Origin of the sequence: Streptomyces sp. NPDC019396, assembly GCF_040632375.1 — a bacterium.
In the GTDB taxonomy this organism is placed as follows: domain Bacteria; phylum Actinomycetota; class Actinomycetes; order Streptomycetales; family Streptomycetaceae; genus Streptomyces.
In genome coordinates, this window is the sequence record NZ_JBEYBS010000001.1 from 348,716 (window position 1) to 364,077 (window position 15,362).

16 protein-coding genes are annotated in these 15,362 nt (G+C 71.1%); 6 read left to right on the plus strand and 10 right to left on the minus strand.

Annotated elements, in window-relative coordinates:
• The 3 genes from ABZ532_RS01605 (at position 1) to ABZ532_RS01615 (ending at position 2,606) form a co-directional block, all read left to right on the plus strand.
• Positions 1 to 492: a hypothetical protein gene (locus tag ABZ532_RS01605; protein WP_361278419.1), complete on the plus strand. Its 492-nt coding sequence runs from the start codon at positions 1 to 3 to the stop codon at positions 490 to 492.
• A 22-nt stretch (positions 493 to 514) separates the two neighbouring features.
• On the plus strand, positions 515 to 589 hold the full coding sequence (locus ABZ532_RS01610; protein ID WP_361278670.1) for a trp operon leader peptide: 75 nt from the start codon (positions 515 to 517) through the stop codon (positions 587 to 589).
• A 112-nt stretch (positions 590 to 701) separates the two neighbouring features.
• Complete coding sequence (locus ABZ532_RS01615) at positions 702 to 2,606, plus strand: anthranilate synthase family protein (protein ID WP_361278422.1); 1,905 nt, start codon at positions 702 to 704, stop codon at positions 2,604 to 2,606.
• 64 nt (positions 2,607 to 2,670) lie between these two features.
• Here the strand turns inward: ABZ532_RS01615 and ABZ532_RS01620 are convergent, their stop codons facing one another.
• The 4 genes from ABZ532_RS01620 to ABZ532_RS01635 all read right to left on the minus strand — a co-directional run bounded on the left by ABZ532_RS01620 (position 2,671) and on the right by ABZ532_RS01635 (position 6,605).
• Positions 2,671 to 3,699, minus strand: coding sequence for a 6-phosphofructokinase (locus tag ABZ532_RS01620; RefSeq protein ID WP_361278424.1), 1,029 nt, complete (start codon positions 3,697 to 3,699; stop codon positions 2,671 to 2,673).
• Between the two features lie 165 nt (positions 3,700 to 3,864).
• Positions 3,865 to 4,581: a response regulator transcription factor gene (locus ABZ532_RS01625; RefSeq protein ID WP_361278427.1), complete on the minus strand. Its 717-nt coding sequence runs from the start codon at positions 4,579 to 4,581 to the stop codon at positions 3,865 to 3,867.
• Positions 4,578 to 5,819, minus strand: coding sequence for a DUF5931 domain-containing protein (locus tag ABZ532_RS01630; protein WP_361278430.1), 1,242 nt, complete (start codon positions 5,817 to 5,819; stop codon positions 4,578 to 4,580). Before ABZ532_RS01630 ends, ABZ532_RS01625 begins: the two co-directional genes overlap by 4 nt.
• A 57-nt stretch (positions 5,820 to 5,876) precedes the next feature.
• A complete protein-coding gene (locus tag ABZ532_RS01635) occupies positions 5,877 to 6,605 on the minus strand; it encodes a lysophospholipid acyltransferase family protein (RefSeq protein ID WP_361278433.1) in 729 nt (242 codons plus the stop codon).
• A 320-nt stretch (positions 6,606 to 6,925) separates the two neighbouring features.
• On the opposite strand from ABZ532_RS01635, the gene ABZ532_RS01640 reads away from it, so the two are divergent.
• Together ABZ532_RS01640 and ABZ532_RS01645 are read left to right on the plus strand one after the other, a co-directional pair.
• Positions 6,926 to 7,732, plus strand: coding sequence for an alpha/beta fold hydrolase (locus ABZ532_RS01640; protein WP_361278436.1), 807 nt, complete (start codon positions 6,926 to 6,928; stop codon positions 7,730 to 7,732).
• Positions 7,725 to 8,351, plus strand: coding sequence for a hypothetical protein (locus ABZ532_RS01645; protein ID WP_361278438.1), 627 nt, complete (start codon positions 7,725 to 7,727; stop codon positions 8,349 to 8,351). Before ABZ532_RS01640 ends, ABZ532_RS01645 begins: the two co-directional genes overlap by 8 nt.
• Positions 8,352 to 8,362: 11 nt before the next feature.
• Here ABZ532_RS01645 and ABZ532_RS01650 read toward each other — a convergent pair whose 3' ends face one another.
• From ABZ532_RS01650 to ABZ532_RS01675, 6 genes are all read right to left on the minus strand, one after another.
• The gene (locus ABZ532_RS01650) at positions 8,363 to 9,121 is read right to left on the minus strand and encodes an endonuclease/exonuclease/phosphatase family protein (RefSeq protein WP_361278441.1); all 759 of its coding nucleotides are present in this window, start codon (positions 9,119 to 9,121) and stop codon (positions 8,363 to 8,365) included.
• A gap of 113 nt (positions 9,122 to 9,234) precedes the next feature.
• Entirely contained in the window at positions 9,235 to 10,176 is a 942-nt protein-coding gene (locus ABZ532_RS01655) for an ROK family glucokinase (protein ID WP_361278444.1), read from the minus strand.
• Between the two features lie 61 nt (positions 10,177 to 10,237).
• Positions 10,238 to 10,699 carry a DUF5304 domain-containing protein gene (locus ABZ532_RS01660; protein ID WP_361278447.1) on the minus strand — a complete coding sequence of 154 codons (462 nt, stop codon included), beginning with the start codon at positions 10,697 to 10,699 and terminating at the stop codon, positions 10,238 to 10,240.
• Positions 10,700 to 10,769: 70 nt separating this feature from the next.
• On the minus strand, positions 10,770 to 11,981 hold the full coding sequence (locus ABZ532_RS01665) for an ArsA-related P-loop ATPase (RefSeq protein ID WP_361278449.1): 1,212 nt from the start codon (positions 11,979 to 11,981) through the stop codon (positions 10,770 to 10,772).
• 17 nt (positions 11,982 to 11,998) lie between these two features.
• Positions 11,999 to 12,448, minus strand: a complete 450-nt coding sequence (locus ABZ532_RS01670) for an SRPBCC family protein (protein WP_361278451.1) — start codon at positions 12,446 to 12,448, stop codon at positions 11,999 to 12,001.
• 74 nt (positions 12,449 to 12,522) lie between these two features.
• Complete coding sequence (locus ABZ532_RS01675) at positions 12,523 to 13,284, minus strand: metallophosphoesterase (protein ID WP_361278453.1); 762 nt, start codon at positions 13,282 to 13,284, stop codon at positions 12,523 to 12,525.
• A 245-nt stretch (positions 13,285 to 13,529) separates the two neighbouring features.
• On the opposite strand from ABZ532_RS01675, the gene ABZ532_RS01680 reads away from it, so the two are divergent.
• On the plus strand, positions 13,530 to 15,326 hold the full coding sequence (locus tag ABZ532_RS01680) for an AMP-dependent synthetase/ligase (RefSeq protein ID WP_361278455.1): 1,797 nt from the start codon (positions 13,530 to 13,532) through the stop codon (positions 15,324 to 15,326).
• Positions 15,327 to 15,362 lie beyond the last annotated feature (36 nt).

Here is a 15,362-nt window from a genome sequence, read left to right on the forward strand (position 1 = left end):
ATGTCGATCTGGGGGGTCTGGCTGGTCTTCGGCGCCCGGTTGACCGCGGTGACGGGGTCGGGTCCGGCCGACGGCGTCCTCACGGTGTCGGAGTGTCATGGCAACCACGACATCGGGGCCAGTCTGCTCGGCGTGGACTGCGAGGGCGCCTTCGCCGCCACGGGGAGCCGCGGACCCGCGTCCCGGGACAACGTGGTGCTGGTCGGGGCCGACGAGGACTACCCGGCGGGCAGCCGGGTCGAGGTGCGGCTGACCGACGGAGCGGCCTTCGAGCCCTCGCCCGTGGAGTTCGTCACCTACGCGACCTGGGCGGCACTGCTGCTCACACCGGGGGCGGTCGCCTGTCTGTGGATGTCCGTCGTCGCCTGGCGCGGCACGGCTCCGGGGACGCCCGGCGGCTACGCCCTGCTGGTCTTCGTCGGCGGTATCGGCGTGCTGCTGCTGGGTCTGGTGGTCCAGCTGCTGACATCGATCGTCGTCGCCCTGTTCTGAGCGCGCTGCTAAGGTGCCTCGTATGTACGCGCCGACCGACCGGAACTGGTGGTGGCCCGCTGAACCGGCGGCCCACTCCATCGCGCGTGCCCACTGACGATCTGAAAACGATCTGACCGATCACCGCGAAGGCCGCCCGAGGGGCGGCCTTCTTCCGTTTCCACGGCCGTTCCTCCCTGACGCACCCCCGCCACGGAAGGAACGCACCGATGGACATCATCAGCAGACTCCTGGACGACGACGCCCACTCCCGCCCCTTCGCCCTGCTTCGCAGGCGCACCCCGGGCCGCGACCGGGACACCGTCGATGTGCTGATCGGCCCGGTCCACGAGGCTCAGCGGCTCGCGGACATCCCGGTGGGCGGCCTGCCCTCCCTCGCTCTGGTGCCGTTCCGGCAGATCAGGGAGCGCGGCTTCGAGGTGCGGGACGACGGCACCCCGCTCGCGGTGCTGGTCGCGGACGAGGCGTACGAGCTGCCGACGGACGAGCTGCTCGACCGGCTGCCCGGGCACGAGGTCCACGTCGAGGGCGGTGGCTTCGACATCGGCGACGAGGAGTACGCCCGCACGGTGCGCCGGGTCGTCGAGGACGAGATCGGGCGGGGTGAGGGGGCGAACTTCGTCGTCCGGCGCACGTTCACGGGCGAGATCCCAGGCTTCACCCGGTCCGACGCGCTCGCCCTGTTCAGGCGGCTGCTCGAGGGCGAGCGGGGCGCTTACTGGACGTTCGTCGTGCACACCGGTGACCGCACGCTGGTGGGGGCGAGCCCCGAGGTGCACGTCCGGATGTCGGGCGGGACCGTCGTGATGAACCCGATCAGCGGCACCTACCGCTATCCGTCCGCCGGCCCTTCCGTGGAGGGGCTGCTGGACTTCCTCGCCGACCGCAAGGAGACCGACGAGCTCTCCATGGTCGTGGACGAGGAACTGAAGATGATGTGCACGGTCGGCGACAAGGGCGGTGTGGTGGTCGGCCCGCGGCTCAAGGAGATGGCGCACCTCGCACACACCGAGTACGAGCTGCGCGGGCGCTCCTCGCTCGACGTACGGGACGTGCTGCGCGAGACCATGTTCGCCGCGACGGTCACCGGCTCCCCGGTGCAGAACGCCTGCCGGGTGATCGCCCGCCACGAGCCCACGGGCCGCGGCTACTACGCGGGGGCCCTGGCACTGCTCGGGCAGGACGCGAACGGGGCACAGACGCTGGACTCCCCCATCCTGATCCGCACCGCGGACATCGCGGCGTCCGGCGCCCTGCGCGTGCCGGTCGGCGCGACGCTGGTCCGGCACTCCGACCCGCTGTCCGAGGTCGCGGAGACCCATGCCAAGGCGGCGGCGGTGCTGGCCGCCCTGGGTGTGGTTCGTCCCGGGGCGGCCGCCGGAAAGGCCGGGGCGGTACGGCCCCGGCTGGCCGCCGACGCCCGGGTGCGGGCGGCGCTCGACGCACGCAGGGACAGCCTGGCGCCGTTCTGGCTGCGGATGCAGTCCCTGCCTCCGGAAGTCACCGGGCACGCCCTGGTGGTCGACGGCGAGGACACCTTCACCGCGATGCTGGCCCATGTGCTGCGCGGGGCGGGCCTGGAGGTGACCGTTCGCCGCTACGACGATCCCGGCGTACGGGACGCTGCCCTCGCTCACGAGGGGCCGGTGGTACTCGGCCCGGGACCGGGCGACCCCTCGGACGGCACCGACCCCAAGATGCGCGTCCTGCGCTCGCTGACCGCGGGACTGCTGGCCCGTGACCCGGCGCCGCACGGGCTGCTCGGTGTCTGCCTGGGGCACGAGCTGATCGCGGCGGAACTCGGCCTGCCGATCACTCGCAAGGAGACCCCCTTCCAGGGCGCCCAGGTGCGGATCGGGCTCTTCGGCGGCGAGGAGACTGTCGGCTTCTACAACAGCTTCACCGCGGTGTGCGACGAGGCAGCGCGGGCGCGGCTGTCGGCCCGCGGTACCGAGGTCAGCCGCGACGCCCTGACCCACGAGGTCCATGCGCTGCGCGGGGACGGCTTCGCGGGGATCCAGTTCCACCCGGAGTCGGTGCTGACTCTGCGGGGCCCCGAGATCGTGCGCTCGCTGCTGAGGGGTCTGGTCCGGGAGCCTTCGGCACAGGACTGACGACGCGCCCCCGGGCCGGCCCGGCGGCTGCGGGCGGGCCCGGAGGCCGACTGCGAAGACGTGCTCAGCCGAAGAAGACGCCGGCCTCCCGGTACAGCGAGGGGTCGACCGTCTTCAGCTTGGCCGTCGCCTCGGAGATCGGGACGCGGACGATGTCCGTGCCGCGCAGCGCGACCATCTTTCCGTAGTCGCCGTCGCGCACCGCGTCGATCGCGTGCAGGCCGAAGCGGGTCGCGAGCCAGCGGTCGAAGGCGCTGGGGGTGCCGCCGCGCTGGACATGGCCCAGGACGGTCGTCCTCGCCTCCTTGCCGGTGCGTCGCTCGATCTCCTTGGCGAGCCACTCGCCGACGCCCGAGAGCCGCACATGGCCGAAGGAGTCGCGCGACTCGTCCTTGAGGACCATGTCGCCGTCCCCGGGCACCGCGCCCTCGGCGACCACCACGATCGGCGCGTACGAGGCACGGAAGCGGGAGGTGACCCAGGCGCACACCTGGTCCACGTCGAAGCGCTGCTCGGGGATGAGGATGACGTTCGCGCCGCCCGCCAGACCGGAGTGCAGGGCGATCCAACCCGCGTGACGGCCCATCACCTCGACGACCAGCACCCGCATGTGGGACTCGGCGGTGGTGTGCAGCCGGTCGATGGCCTCGGTGGCGATGCCGACCGCGGTGTCGAAGCCGAAGGTGTAGTCGGTGGCGGACAGGTCGTTGTCGATGGTCTTCGGGACGCCCACGCAGTTGATCCCGTAGTCATCGGCGAGGCGGGCCGCGACCCCGAGGGTGTCCTCGCCACCGATCGCGACCAGGGCCTCCACCTCGTGCTTGGCGAGATTCTCCTTGATCCGGCGGATGCCGTCGCTCTGCTTGAGGGGATTGGTGCGGGACGAGCCGAGGATCGTGCCGCCCCTGGGCAGGATGCCGCGCACGGCGGGGATGTCGAGCTGCACGGTGTCGCCTTCCAGCGGTCCGCGCCAGCCGTCACGGTAGCCCGTGAACTCGTATCCGTACTCCTGGACGCCCTTGCGGACGATGCCGCGGATGACCGCGTTGAGGCCGGGGCAGTCGCCGCCCCCGGTCAGTACTCCGACCCGCATGGAAGTTCCCTTCGCCGTCGGTGGTGGCATAGGGGAACCACGCTAGTAGTGACCCAGGTCACTGCGGGACGGCGCGTCAGGTTAATTCCAGTACGACAGGGGGAAGTTGGCGTCCGTCAGTTCACCCCGATTCACTCCGAGGAGTGAATCGGTGGAGGGTGGGGATCAGGCGTCGTCGAGCCCGCGCTCGATCGCGTAGCGCACCAGCTCCACGCGGTTGTGCAGCTGGAGCTTGCCGAGGGTGTTCTGCACGTGGTTCTGCACGGTGCGGTGGGAGATCACGAGCCGCTCGGCGATCTGCTTGTACGAGAGCCCCTTGGCGACCAGCCGCAGCACCTCGGTCTCGCGCTCGGTGAGCTGGGGCGCCTTCGGCTCGTCCGTGCCGGCCAGGGGCGTGGGCTCCGCGGCCAGTCGCCGGTACTCCCCCAGAACCAGCCCGGCGAGCCCGGGCGTGAACACAGGGTCGCCGACGGAGGTCCGCCGCACGGCGTCGATCAGCTCGTCCGTGCTGGCCGACTTCAGCAGATAGCCGGTCGCGCCCGACTTCACCGCTTCCAGTACGTCGGCGTGCTCACCGCTCGCCGACAGCACCAGCACCCTCAGGGCCGGGTTCGCCGCCACCACTTCCTTGCAGACCTGGACGCCGGGCATTCCGGGCAGATTCAGGTCGAGGACGATGACATCGGGGGACACGGCCCGGGCGCGGCGGACCGCCTGCGGGCCGTCGCCCGCCGTCGCCACCACATCGCAGCCGGCCGCCGCCAGGTCGCGGGCGACCGCGTCCCGCCACATCGGGTGGTCGTCCACGACCATGACCCGGATCGGCGTGTCGGCGGCCCCTGCCGGATCCGTCGCGTCCGGCCCGCCTGTCGTGTTCGTCATCGTTTCGCCTTCCCCCGTGTCCCGCGCGGGACCTTGAGCTCGACTTCCGTTCCCTGCCCCGGCACCGAGATCAGCTCGGCCGTGCCGCCGATGTCCCGCAGCCGGCCGCGGATCGACTGTGCCACTCCGAGCCTGCCCTCGCCCTCGGCCTGCGCCAGCCGTCCGTCCGGGATGCCCGGGCCGTCGTCCCGCACGGTCACGATCACCTCGTGCGACCAGTCCTCCAGCAGGATCCAGGCCTGGGCTCCGTCACCGGCGTGCCTGCGGACATTGTCCAGGGCGGCACCGACAGCGGCCGCGAGCTCCCGCGCCTCGCGCGGCGGCAGCAGCACGGGGGACCCGGGTTCGGACAGGGTGACACTGGCACCGGCATACGGCGTGAGCAGGGTGCGCAGATCGCGCGGGACCCCGTCGCCGTCGGCTCCCGGGCCCTCGTCCGCCTGCCCACCCGGCTCGTTCACGACCCGTACGAACGCGCCCTGTGTCTCGTCCTCCGAGACCCGAGAGGCGGGCAGCAGACCCCCCGCGACCAGGGTCCGCAAGGCGACTTCCTGTTCGCCCGCCATCCTGCCCAGCTCGGCGGCCTCGCCGCCGAGCGCGGTGCCGCGGCGCTGCACCATGGCCAGCACCTGGAGCACACTGTCGTGGATGTCGCGGGCCAGCCGCTCCCGTTCCCGGGTGGTCGCCTCGATCTCCAGGGCGCGAGCCAGGGTGCGCTCCGACGCGCGGGCGATCTCGACGACGTATCCGATGCCTATGGAGGCGACCCACACCAGCAGCACGTTGTGGAAGGTGTCGCGGCTGGGCTCGCCGCGCTCGATGATGTTGGCCACGGCGACAAGCGATGAGGCGAAACCGGCCCAGCGCCAGCCGCCCTTGATCGCGAAGGCGAGGACCGCACCGGCCGTCCAGATCGACGGCAGCGTCGGCAGGTCCATCCGCTGGGCGTCGGTGTCGGCGAGCGGTGTGAGAAGGATGCCGGTGAGAGCGATGGCGATGTCGGCGGCGAGGAAGCGCTTGGTGCAGCTCGCCGCGTTCGCCACCTTCGGGAGGGTAGCGAGGGTCCACAGCCCCAGGACGGCGAGATAGCCGATGGCGACCCACGGGTGCTCGAACCTGACGCGGCCGAAGACGAACAGCAGCACCGCGTAGCCCGCCGTCAGCAGACGGTACGCGGTCAGGGCGCGCCACAGCGGCAGCTCGACCGACATCCGGACGACCCGCTCACGTCTGGGCATGTCCCCCCTCCCTCGCCTGTCCTCGCCCGACTCCGGGTGCGGCACGGGCGGACGGCGCTACTCGGCGCCGTGCCGCTCCGCGGTGGCGTCCTTCGCCGCAGCCTTCGCCGCCGCTTTCGCCTCCGCCATCTGGCGCTTGGCGGCGGTGGCGTAGATGTCGACGTACTCCTGGCCGGAAAGCTTCATGATCTCGTACATGACCTCGTCGGTCACCGAGCGCAGGATGAAGCGGTCGTGGTCCATGCCGTGGTAGCGGCTGAAGTCGAGCGGCTTGCCGATCCGGATACCGGGACGCATCAGCTTGGGGACGACCTTGCCGGGGGGCTGGATCTTCTCCGTGTCGATCATGGCCACCGGAATGACGGGCGCGCCCGTCGCCAGCGCCACCCGCGCGAGGCCGCCCGGCTTGCCGCGGTAGAGCCGGCCGTCGGGCGAGCGGGTCCCCTCGGGGTAGATACCGAACAGCTCCCCGCTGCGGATCACGTCGATGCCGCTCTTGATGGCCGCCTCACCCGCGCCCCGCGCACCGGAACGGTCCACCGGCAGCTGGCCCACGCCCTTGAAGAAGGCCGCGGTCAGCTTGCCCTTGAGGCCGGGCGAGGTGAAGTACTCGGCCTTGGCGATGAAGGTGACCTTGCGGTCCAGCACAGCCGGCAGGAAGAAGGAGTCCGAGAAGGACAGGTGGTTGCTCGCGAGGATCGCGGGCCCCTCGGCGGGGATGTTCTCGAGGCCCTCCACCCAGGGTCTGAAGGCAAGCTTCAGTGACCCTCCGAGGGAGAACTTCATGGCGCCGTAGATCAACTCGAATGCCTTCCTGGTGTCCGACGCAAAGACCTTAACCCGTAAGGGGGTGGCGCCCTGCCGCCTGGTGCCGCGCTGAAGCCCCTTCGGACCTAGTCGGTGTCAGCGCCGTCGCGTACCGTGAAGGCACCTTCGGATCGCTGTCGGATCGGCGTTCGGACCAGGTTCGGACCGGCTCGGGAATCGCGCCCGGCCCCGGGACCCGGTCCGGTGCTCACAGATCCCCCTGCGATCCCTTGTGATCCCTTGCACCTCTTTCTTGCGATGACCTCTCACGAGCACTTCTCACGAACAGGAGACGCCCGGTGCCGGTACTGCCTGGAGCTGAGCCCTACCGCCACGAGGGCGGCGAAGTCGGTGTCCTTCTCTGCCACGGATTCACCGGTTCCCCCCAGTCGCTGCGCCCCTGGGCTGAGTATCTGGCGGAGCGCGGTCTGACCGTGTCGCTGCCCCTGCTGCCCGGCCATGGCACCAGCTGGCAGGACATGCAGCTGACCGGCTGGCAGGACTGGTACGCGGAGGTGGACAGGGAGCTGCGCGCGCTCACGGAGCGGTGCAGCCAGGTGTTCGTCTGCGGGCTCTCCATGGGCGGTGCGCTGACGCTGCGGCTCGCGGCCAGGCACGGTGACGCGATCAGCGGCATCGTCCTGGTCAACCCGGCGAACAAGATGCACGGTCTCGCGGCCAAGGCGCTCCCGGTGGCCCGGCATCTGGTCCCCAGCACCAAGGGCATTGCCAGCGATATCTCCATGGGGGGCTCGGAGGAGGTCGGCTACGACCGGGTGCCGCTGCACGCGGCGCACTCCCTGCGCAATTTCCTCAAGCTGGTCGACGGGGAGCTGCCCCAGGTCACCCAGCCGATGGTGCTGCTGCACAGCCCGCAGGACCATGTGGTGCCGCCGGTCGACTCGGCCCGGATCCTCAGCCGGGTCTCGTCCCAGGACGTCAAGGAGATCCTGCTGGAACAGAGCTACCACGTGGCGACGTTGGACCACGATGCGGAGCTGATTTTCGAGGAGAGCTACGCGTTCATCGGTCGGCTCGCTCCGGGTGCCAGCGGTACACCGAGTGGGGGGAGCGGCGGGAAGAAGGGAAGCACATCCGGTGGCTGAGCAGCACGATGCGGACCGGGACGACCGGGAGCCGGAGCCGATCGACGAGGAGGCCGCCTGGGCGGCGATCGTCGCGGGCTACGGCGAGGAGCCGACCGACCCGCCGGGCGCCAGACCCTTCAGGCCCATCGAGGATCTGGCACTTCCCGACGAGTCGGCCATGGTGGAGAAGCCGGACAAGCCGCGGCACGGCGCGCCGCCCGCGTCCGGGGACGACGCATCCGAGGACGATGACGACGACGAAGGCGGCCCCGGCTCCACCAGGCCGCTGGGCAGCTCGATCGTGTTCGCACCGGGCGTGGGCCCCGGCAAGGGCCCGCGGGACTACCAGGCGCCGGAGGCCGGCGACGACGACCTCGACGAGTCGGACGAGGGCCACTTCGTGCCGCCCGAGCCGCCGCCGCTGCCCGAGGCCGACACGACGGCGAAGTTCGCCTGGCTCGCCGTGATCGGCGGACCGGTGCTGCTGCTGCTCGCCGTGCTGCTGGAGTGGAACATGACGTGGTGGCTGACCACGCTCGGGGTCGGCGGATTCGTCGGTGGCTTCATCACCCTGGTGGCACGGATGGCACACGGGGACGACGAGGACGACGACCCCGGGCGCGGTGCGGTGGTCTGAGCCGGCCCGGCCTAGGCCGGGAGGCGCAGGGCCGCCAGCACCGGCAAATGGTCCGTCGCGGCCCTCAGGTCCTGGGCGCTGACCCCGGGATGGCCGGAAGGCACTCCGCAGCCGAGGACCTCGACACCGGGCGTCACGAAGATCGCGTCGATGCGCCGCTGCGGGGCGGTGGTCGTGAAGGTGTACTCGCCGCCCCAGGGGCGTACCCGCCGGCAGTCCCGGAGCTCGGCGGCGAGGCGCCGGAAGCCGGGGCCGTCCGGTTGTTCGTTGATGTCTCCCGCGACGACGGCATGCGGTGTGTCCATGGCCGCGAGCCGCTCCAGCAGCATCCCGGTCTGGGCGTAGCGCTCGTCGCCGTCCAGGCTCAGATGGCAGTTCAGCAGTCCCATCCTGGCCCGGCCGAACCGTACGACGGCGGTCGCGAAGCCCCGGCGGTGCAGCCCCGGGGTGAGCGGCAGCAGTACGTCCTCGGTGTGCTCGACGGTCGTGCGCAGTGAGCACAGCAGCAGCGGTCCCGCCGCGGTCGCGCCGCCGCCCAGCACGACCAGCTCGCTCTTGGCTGCGAGCCGTGCGGCGTGCTTGCGCCAGCGGAAGAAGCGCGGCGCCTCCTGGAGGAACACGAGGTCGGGCCGGCAGGCGCGGATCACCCGGGCGAGCGCGTCCTCGTCGTCCCGCATTGATCGGACGTTGTAGCTGAGCACCCGCACCACCGCCGAACCGTCCGGTTCGGTGCGGGAGTTGGGCAGCGTGTACGGCTCGGGCGTCGGCATGCGGTCAACATAGCGGGGCATGGGGGTGCGGTAGCCGGCGACGCGGGCCCGAGCACGCAGCGTGCCCGCCGCCCCTGCTCAAGGGGTGGCGGGCACGCGTGCGTACGGGTGGGTCAGCCCTGGCGGGCCAGGTCGGCCGCGCCCACCATGCCGGCCTTGTTGCCGAGCTGGGCGGCGAGCACCTGGGCGTGCGGGCGCCACTGGGCACCGATCAGCCAGCGTCGGAAGGACTTACGGATCGGGTCGAGCACCAGCTCGCCCTCGTCCGAGACACCGCCGCCGACGATGAAGGCGGACGGGTCGAAGAGCGAGGCCAGGTCGGCGAGCCCCGCACCGGCCCAGCGCGCCAGCTCACGGAAGGAGTCGACGGCCACCTTGTCGCCCTGCCGCGCCGCCTCGCTGACATGCCTGCCCTCGATGCCCCCGGGCGTGCCGTCGCCGAGGCCGAGCAGGATCCGCGCGTTCTCCGGGGTCGCGCCCGCACGCTGCTGGGCGTACCGGACGAGGGCGCGCCCCGACGCGTACTGCTCCCAGCAGCCCTGGCTGCCGCAGCCGCACAGCAGTCCGTCGGGAACCACCCGGATGTGCCCGAATTCCGCCGCCACGCCGAATCGGCCGCGGCGCAGTTTGTTGCCGATGATGATGCCCCCGCCCAGGCCGGTGCCGAGCGTGATGCAGATGACGTCTTCGTGTCCCTGGCCCGCGCCGAAACGGTACTCGCCCCACGCCGCCGCGTTGGCGTCGTTCTCCACGACGACGGGGAGGCTGACGCGCTGTTCGACCTTGTCCTTCAGCGGCTCGTGGCGCCAGTGGATGTTCGGCGCGAAGAGGACGTTGGCACGCTTGTCGTCGACATAGCCGGCGGCGCCGATGCCGACCGCTTCGATGTCGTGCCCCTTACCGGCTCCGGTGACGGCCGAGCAGATCGCGTCCACGATCCCGTCGGCGGTGGGCGGAGTGGGCACCGTGTGCGTCTCGAGAATGGCGCCCTCTTCGTCAACCACGCCGGCCGCGATCTTGGTGCCGCCGATGTCGACGCCGATGGTGAGTCCCATGTGTCCCTCAGTTTTCGGTCGTGCCCCGCTAAGGCCAACGGTACCGGAGGGACTCCCCGCCTCAGTCCAGGTCGATCTGCTCGCGCGGCCCGTCATCGGGGCCGTCACGCCGGTCACCGGGTGCCCCGCCCTGCGCCTCACCAGGCGTCTCACCACGGGTCCAGCGCCGCTCATGGCCCTCCACGGCGGAGCGGTATGCCGCGAGCAGCTCGTTGCCGGCGGCGGCCAGATGGTCGAAGACCTGCGGATTGCGTTCGACGACCGGCTCCACGACCGCCTTGGCCTGGCTGATCAACTGCTGTACGGCACCCTGTGCCGCCATGCCGAAGAGCGGGTTCTGCAACGAGGACATCTTGTCGGCCACGGCATCCATCAGCTTGCGTAGCTCTTCCGCCGCGGATCCGGTGCCGCTGCCGTGTCCGTACCGCTCCCGGCGGCGGGCCCGCTCGGCCTGCAGGTCCTCGGCACACGCCTCGGCCCAGGCGTCGGCATCGGCATCGGGGCGCTCGGTGGCATCGCTCATGGCGCGCTCCTGGTTCGACGGGAGAACGGGACTGCTTGCTGTCGACGGTACCCGAACGGGGCGCCGCCGTTCAGCGGCCCTGCGGCCACACGGCCGGATCCGGGGTGAACCTGACCCGGAGCTCTCCGTCCCTGAGGCCCGCACCCGAGACGGTGCAGCGGCGCAGCACCGACGGCAGGGACAGGACACGCCGGAACGGACCCACGGAGATCAGCAGTTCGTCGCCGCGGCGCACCAGACCCAGCTCCTCCTTCAGGGCACCGGGGAGCGGCAGGACCCAGTGGAACTCGTCCTCGTGCGCCTTGTTCGACGAGGTCGCCCGCCGGATGTCCCAGGGGTCCACGGGACCGGCCGCCCGTAGCTCCAGGCCTGCGGCGAGGCCGTTGGCGCCGCCGTCGCCGACCAGTGCGGCCAGGTCGTCGAGCCCGCGTGGATCCCTGCCCGCATGGGCCACGGAGAGCAGCGGTGCCGACTGTGCCCGGGACTCCTGGTGCCAGCGACGCAGCACCTTCTCCTGCTGGGCCTGGAGCCCGGCGAGCCAGAGGTCGGGGGACGCCGTCGGCAGGATCCGGTTGGCCACGAGCGCGTCCACCCGCATCCCGTACAGCGCGAGCCCCAGCCGTGCGGAGGGCAGGGCGTCCTCTGCGGCCGGCCCGGGCTCGGCGACCAGCCGGACCGAGGTGTTCCGGTCGTCGATCAGCTCCTGTACGGCACTGAGCTCCGTCTCCCAGCGGGCGGCGGTCTCGTACAGCCACTGCGCGGGCATCGGTACGCCGGCGAGCTGGGCCAGCATCGGGCGCAGTGCCCGGGCCGCCTGGCGTTCCGGTGGGAGTAGGCGGCGCAGATAGCGGCGGAGCTGCTCGGGCAGTCCGAGCAGGGCGATCGTCTCGCGGAGCGGGGGCATGTCGACCACGGCCACGTCCCAGCCGCCGCCGCGCAGGTCACGCAGCCCGCGAAGCAGCGCGAACTGCTCGCTGCCGGGCAGCTCGGTGAGCTCCTCGTCCTCCAGTTTCCGGGAGCCGAGCAGGTCGAGGGCCGCGGTGCTGCGCTCCTGGAAGGCGAGCAGCTCGCGGCGGAAGTGCGCACCGGAGTCGATACGGGCGGCCCAGAGACCCTCGGTCACCTCGCCGGGACCGGTGCCCATGGGGAGCCCCAGGGCCGGGGCGGAATCGGCCGTGAGCAGCAGGGTGCGCTTGCCGCTGCGGGCCGCGGCGAGCGCGGTGGCCGCCGCGACGGTGGTGCGGCCCGAGCCTCCGGGCCCGGTGACGAGGAGGATGCGCATCCGAGCGGGAGTCGCGGTCAGGCGCCCGCGCCGGACTCGACGCGCTTCTTCAGACCCGCGAGGGCGCGGTCGATGATGACCTTCTCCGCCTTGCGCTTGATCATGCCGAGCATCGGGATCTTGACGTCCACGGTGAGCTGGTAGGTGACCTCCGTGCGCTTGCCGCCGTCGACCGGCGCCAGCGTGTACGAGCCGTCGAGTTCCCGCAGCATCTGCGACTTGACCAGGGTCCAGGCCACCTGGTTCGCGCCGGTCCAGGTGTACGCGAGGGTGTGGTCGTCCTTGATCGCACCGGCGTCCAGCACGAGCCGGACCCGTACCGCACGGCCCTGGTCGTCCTTCTCCAGGACCTCGGTCTCCTTCACTTCGCCGGTCCACTCGGGGTAGCGCGCGAAGTCGGCGATCACCCCCATGACGTCGGCGGGTGCCGCGTCGATGGTGATGCTCGAGCTGGTGTGTTCCGCCATCGCCGGGCTCCTCCAGTGCTCTCCGGTGCTGTCCGGACAAGGTTGCGGTATGCAATCTACCGTGACCGTACCGGTCACCATTCCAGGGCCCAGGGCCGCCCCGTGGCGGCGAAGTGCCCGACGTTCACGCACTCGGTGGTGCCGATCCGCATCCGCCGGGCCATCGGCTGGTGGACGTGTCCGAACAGGGCGTACCGCGGCCGGGTGCGCCGGATGGCCTCCAGCAGGGCGCGGCTCCCGCGCTCGAAGCGGCGCGGGACGACGTCGTAGGTCAGTTCGGGCACGTCCGGTGGGATGTGCGAGCACAGCACGTCGACCTCGCCGAGTGCCTCGACCTTCGCCGCGTACTCCTCGTCGGAGATCTCGAAGGGGGTGCGCATGGGGGTGCGCAGTCCGCCGCCGACGAATCCGAAGACCCGGCCGTCGAGCTCGACGCGCTCGCCGTCGAGCACCGTGGTCCCGGGGCGGGCGTACTCCGGCCAGAGGGAGGGGATGTCGACGTTTCCGTAGGTCGCGTACGTCGGTGCCGGGAAGGCTGCGAACATCTCGGCGTACTGCTTGCGCACGGCGGCGAGGATCGCGGCGTCGCGGTCCAGGCCGGCCCACAACCGCCGGCCGAGATCCCTGGCCTCGTCGAAGCGGCGCGCGGTGCGCAGCTCGACGATCAGATCGGCGTTCGCGACCCCGAAGAGATCGGGGAAGATCCCGCGCGAGTGATCGGCGTAGTCCAGGAAGAGCACCAGGTCACCGAGGCAGATCAGGGCGTCGGCCCCGTCGCCTGCCCTGGCCAGGTCCCTGGTGTTCCCATGTACGTCGCTGACCACGTGAACGCGCATTCACATCACCCCGCGATCACCCTAAATCGAACAGCCCACACTGGATAGAGGGGGTCGGACCTGCACGAACTTCGCGGGCGGGGAGAGGGTGTCATAGGGTTCGCGATGCGGCGCCACGCACATGTGACGCAGCGAACATCTGACCGGGAACCCCTATCCGGAACCAAGTACTGGTCGGTAACGTCCGGGCAGTCCCGGTGCGTACACAGAGCCGTGGCGCCGGCGCCCGATGAGGAGCAGCAGTCTTGCGTGAGTTCAGCCTTCCGGCCCTGTACGAGGTCCCCACGGACGGAAACCTGACGGATCTCATCCGCCGAAATGCCACCCAGCATCCGGATGTCGCCGTCATGGGCCGAAAGGTCGGGGACACCTGGACGGATGTCACCGCCACCCAGTTCCTGGCCGAGGTGCGGGCCGCCGCCAAGGGTCTGATCGCCGCGGGCATCCAGCCCGGCGACCGGGTCGCGCTGATGTCCCGCACCCGCTACGAGTGGATCCAGCTCGACTTCGCGATCTGGAGCGCCGGCGGTGTCACCGTGCCGGTCTACGAGACCAGCTCGCCCGAGCAGGTGCGCTGGATCCTCGGCGACTCCGGTGCGGTCGCGGTCGTCGTGGAAAGCGACGCGCACACCGAGGCGCTGGAGTCGGTGCGGGCCGAGCTGCCCGCCCTCAAGCAGGTCTGGCAGATCGAGCGAGGCGCGATCGACGAGCTGACCGCGGCCGGCGCCGAGGTGAGCGACGCGCTGGTCGACGAGCGCAGCGCGATCGCCAAGGCCGACGACCCGGCGACGATCGTCTACACCTCGGGCACCACCGGCCGCCCCAAGGGCTGTGTGCTCACCCACCGCGCCTTCTTCGCGGAGTGCGGCAACCTGGTCGAGCGCCTGCGGCCGCTGTTCCGTACGGGCCACAGTTCCGTGCTGCTGTTCCTGCCCGCCGCGCACGTCTTCGGCCGGATGGTCGCGATCGCGCCCGCGATGGCGCCGATCAAGCTGGGCTGCGCCCCGGACATCAAGAACCTCACCGATGAGCTGGCCGGTTTCCGGCCCACGCTGATCCTCGGTGTTCCGCGGGTGTTCGAGAAGGTCTACAACTCCGCGCGGGCCAAGGCCCAGGCGGAGGGCAAGGGCAAGATCTTCGACAAGGCGGCGGACACGGCGATCGCGTACAGCCGGGCGCTCGACGCCCCGGGCGGTGTGCCGTTCATGCTGAAGCTCAAGCACAAGGTGTTCGACAAGCTGGTCTTCAGCAAGCTGCGCGCGGTGCTGGGCGGGCGAGGCGAGTACGCCATCTCCGGCGGCGCCCCGCTGGGCGAGCGGCTCGGTCACTTCTACCGGGGTATCGGCTTCACGGTGCTGGAGGGCTACGGCCTGACGGAGACCTGTGCGGCCACGACGTTCAACCCGTGGGACCGGCCGAAGATCGGCACGGTCGGCCAGCCGCTGCCGGGCTCGGTGGTCCGGATCGCCGACGACGGCGAGGTACTGGTGCACGGCGAGCATGTCTTCTCCGGTTACTGGAACAACGAGGCGGCGACCGCCGACGCACTGTCCAACGGCTGGTTCCACACCGGTGACATCGGCACGCTGGACGAGGACGGTTACCTCGCGATCACGGGCCGCAAGAAGGAAATACTGGTGACTGCGGGCGGCAAGAACGTCGCCCCGGCGGTCATCGAGGACCGGATCCGGGCACACGCTCTGGTCGCGGAGTGCATGGTCGTGGGCGACGGGCGGCCCTTCGTGGGCGCGCTGATCACCATCGACGAGGAGTTCCTGGCCCGCTGGGCCGCCGACCACGGCAAGCCGGCCGGTTCGACGGCGGCTTCGCTGTGCGAGGACCCGGACCTGCTGGCGGAGGTCCAGCGGGCGGTGGACGAGGGCAACACTGCGGTTTCCAAGGCGGAATCGGTGCGGAAGTTCCGCATCCTGGGCTCCCAGTTCACTGAGGAGGCCGGCCACATCACGCCGTCGCTGAAGCTGAAGCGGAATGTGGTGGCGAAGGACTTCGCGGGCGAGATCGAGGCGATCTACGGGGGCTGAGCCCCCGGTCGTCGTCCAGGTGTGGCGCCCAGGCCG

Bases quoted from the DNA above. Each gene is read 5' to 3' on its own strand.
- ABZ532_RS01605 (WP_361278419.1), top strand. From the start codon at position 1: ATGTCGATCTGGGGGGTCTGGCTGGTCTTCGGCGCCCGGTTGACCGCG.
- ABZ532_RS01615 (WP_361278422.1), top strand. From the start codon at position 702: ATGGACATCATCAGCAGACTCCTGGACGACGACGCCCACTCCCGCCCC.
- ABZ532_RS01620 (WP_361278424.1), bottom strand. From the start codon at position 3,699: ATGCGGGTCGGAGTACTGACCGGGGGCGGCGACTGCCCCGGCCTCAAC.
- ABZ532_RS01625 (WP_361278427.1), bottom strand. From the start codon at position 4,581: ATGACGAACACGACAGGCGGGCCGGACGCGACGGATCCGGCAGGGGCC.
- ABZ532_RS01630 (WP_361278430.1), bottom strand. From the start codon at position 5,819: ATGCCCAGACGTGAGCGGGTCGTCCGGATGTCGGTCGAGCTGCCGCTG.
- ABZ532_RS01635 (WP_361278433.1), bottom strand. From the start codon at position 6,605: ATGAAGTTCTCCCTCGGAGGGTCACTGAAGCTTGCCTTCAGACCCTGG.
- ABZ532_RS01650 (WP_361278441.1), bottom strand. From the start codon at position 9,121: ATGCCGACGCCCGAGCCGTACACGCTGCCCAACTCCCGCACCGAACCG.
- ABZ532_RS01655 (WP_361278444.1), bottom strand. From the start codon at position 10,176: ATGGGACTCACCATCGGCGTCGACATCGGCGGCACCAAGATCGCGGCC.
- ABZ532_RS01660 (WP_361278447.1), bottom strand. From the start codon at position 10,699: ATGAGCGATGCCACCGAGCGCCCCGATGCCGATGCCGACGCCTGGGCC.
- ABZ532_RS01665 (WP_361278449.1), bottom strand. From the start codon at position 11,981: ATGCGCATCCTCCTCGTCACCGGGCCCGGAGGCTCGGGCCGCACCACC.
- ABZ532_RS01670 (WP_361278451.1), bottom strand. From the start codon at position 12,448: ATGGCGGAACACACCAGCTCGAGCATCACCATCGACGCGGCACCCGCC.
- ABZ532_RS01675 (WP_361278453.1), bottom strand. From the start codon at position 13,284: ATGCGCGTTCACGTGGTCAGCGACGTACATGGGAACACCAGGGACCTG.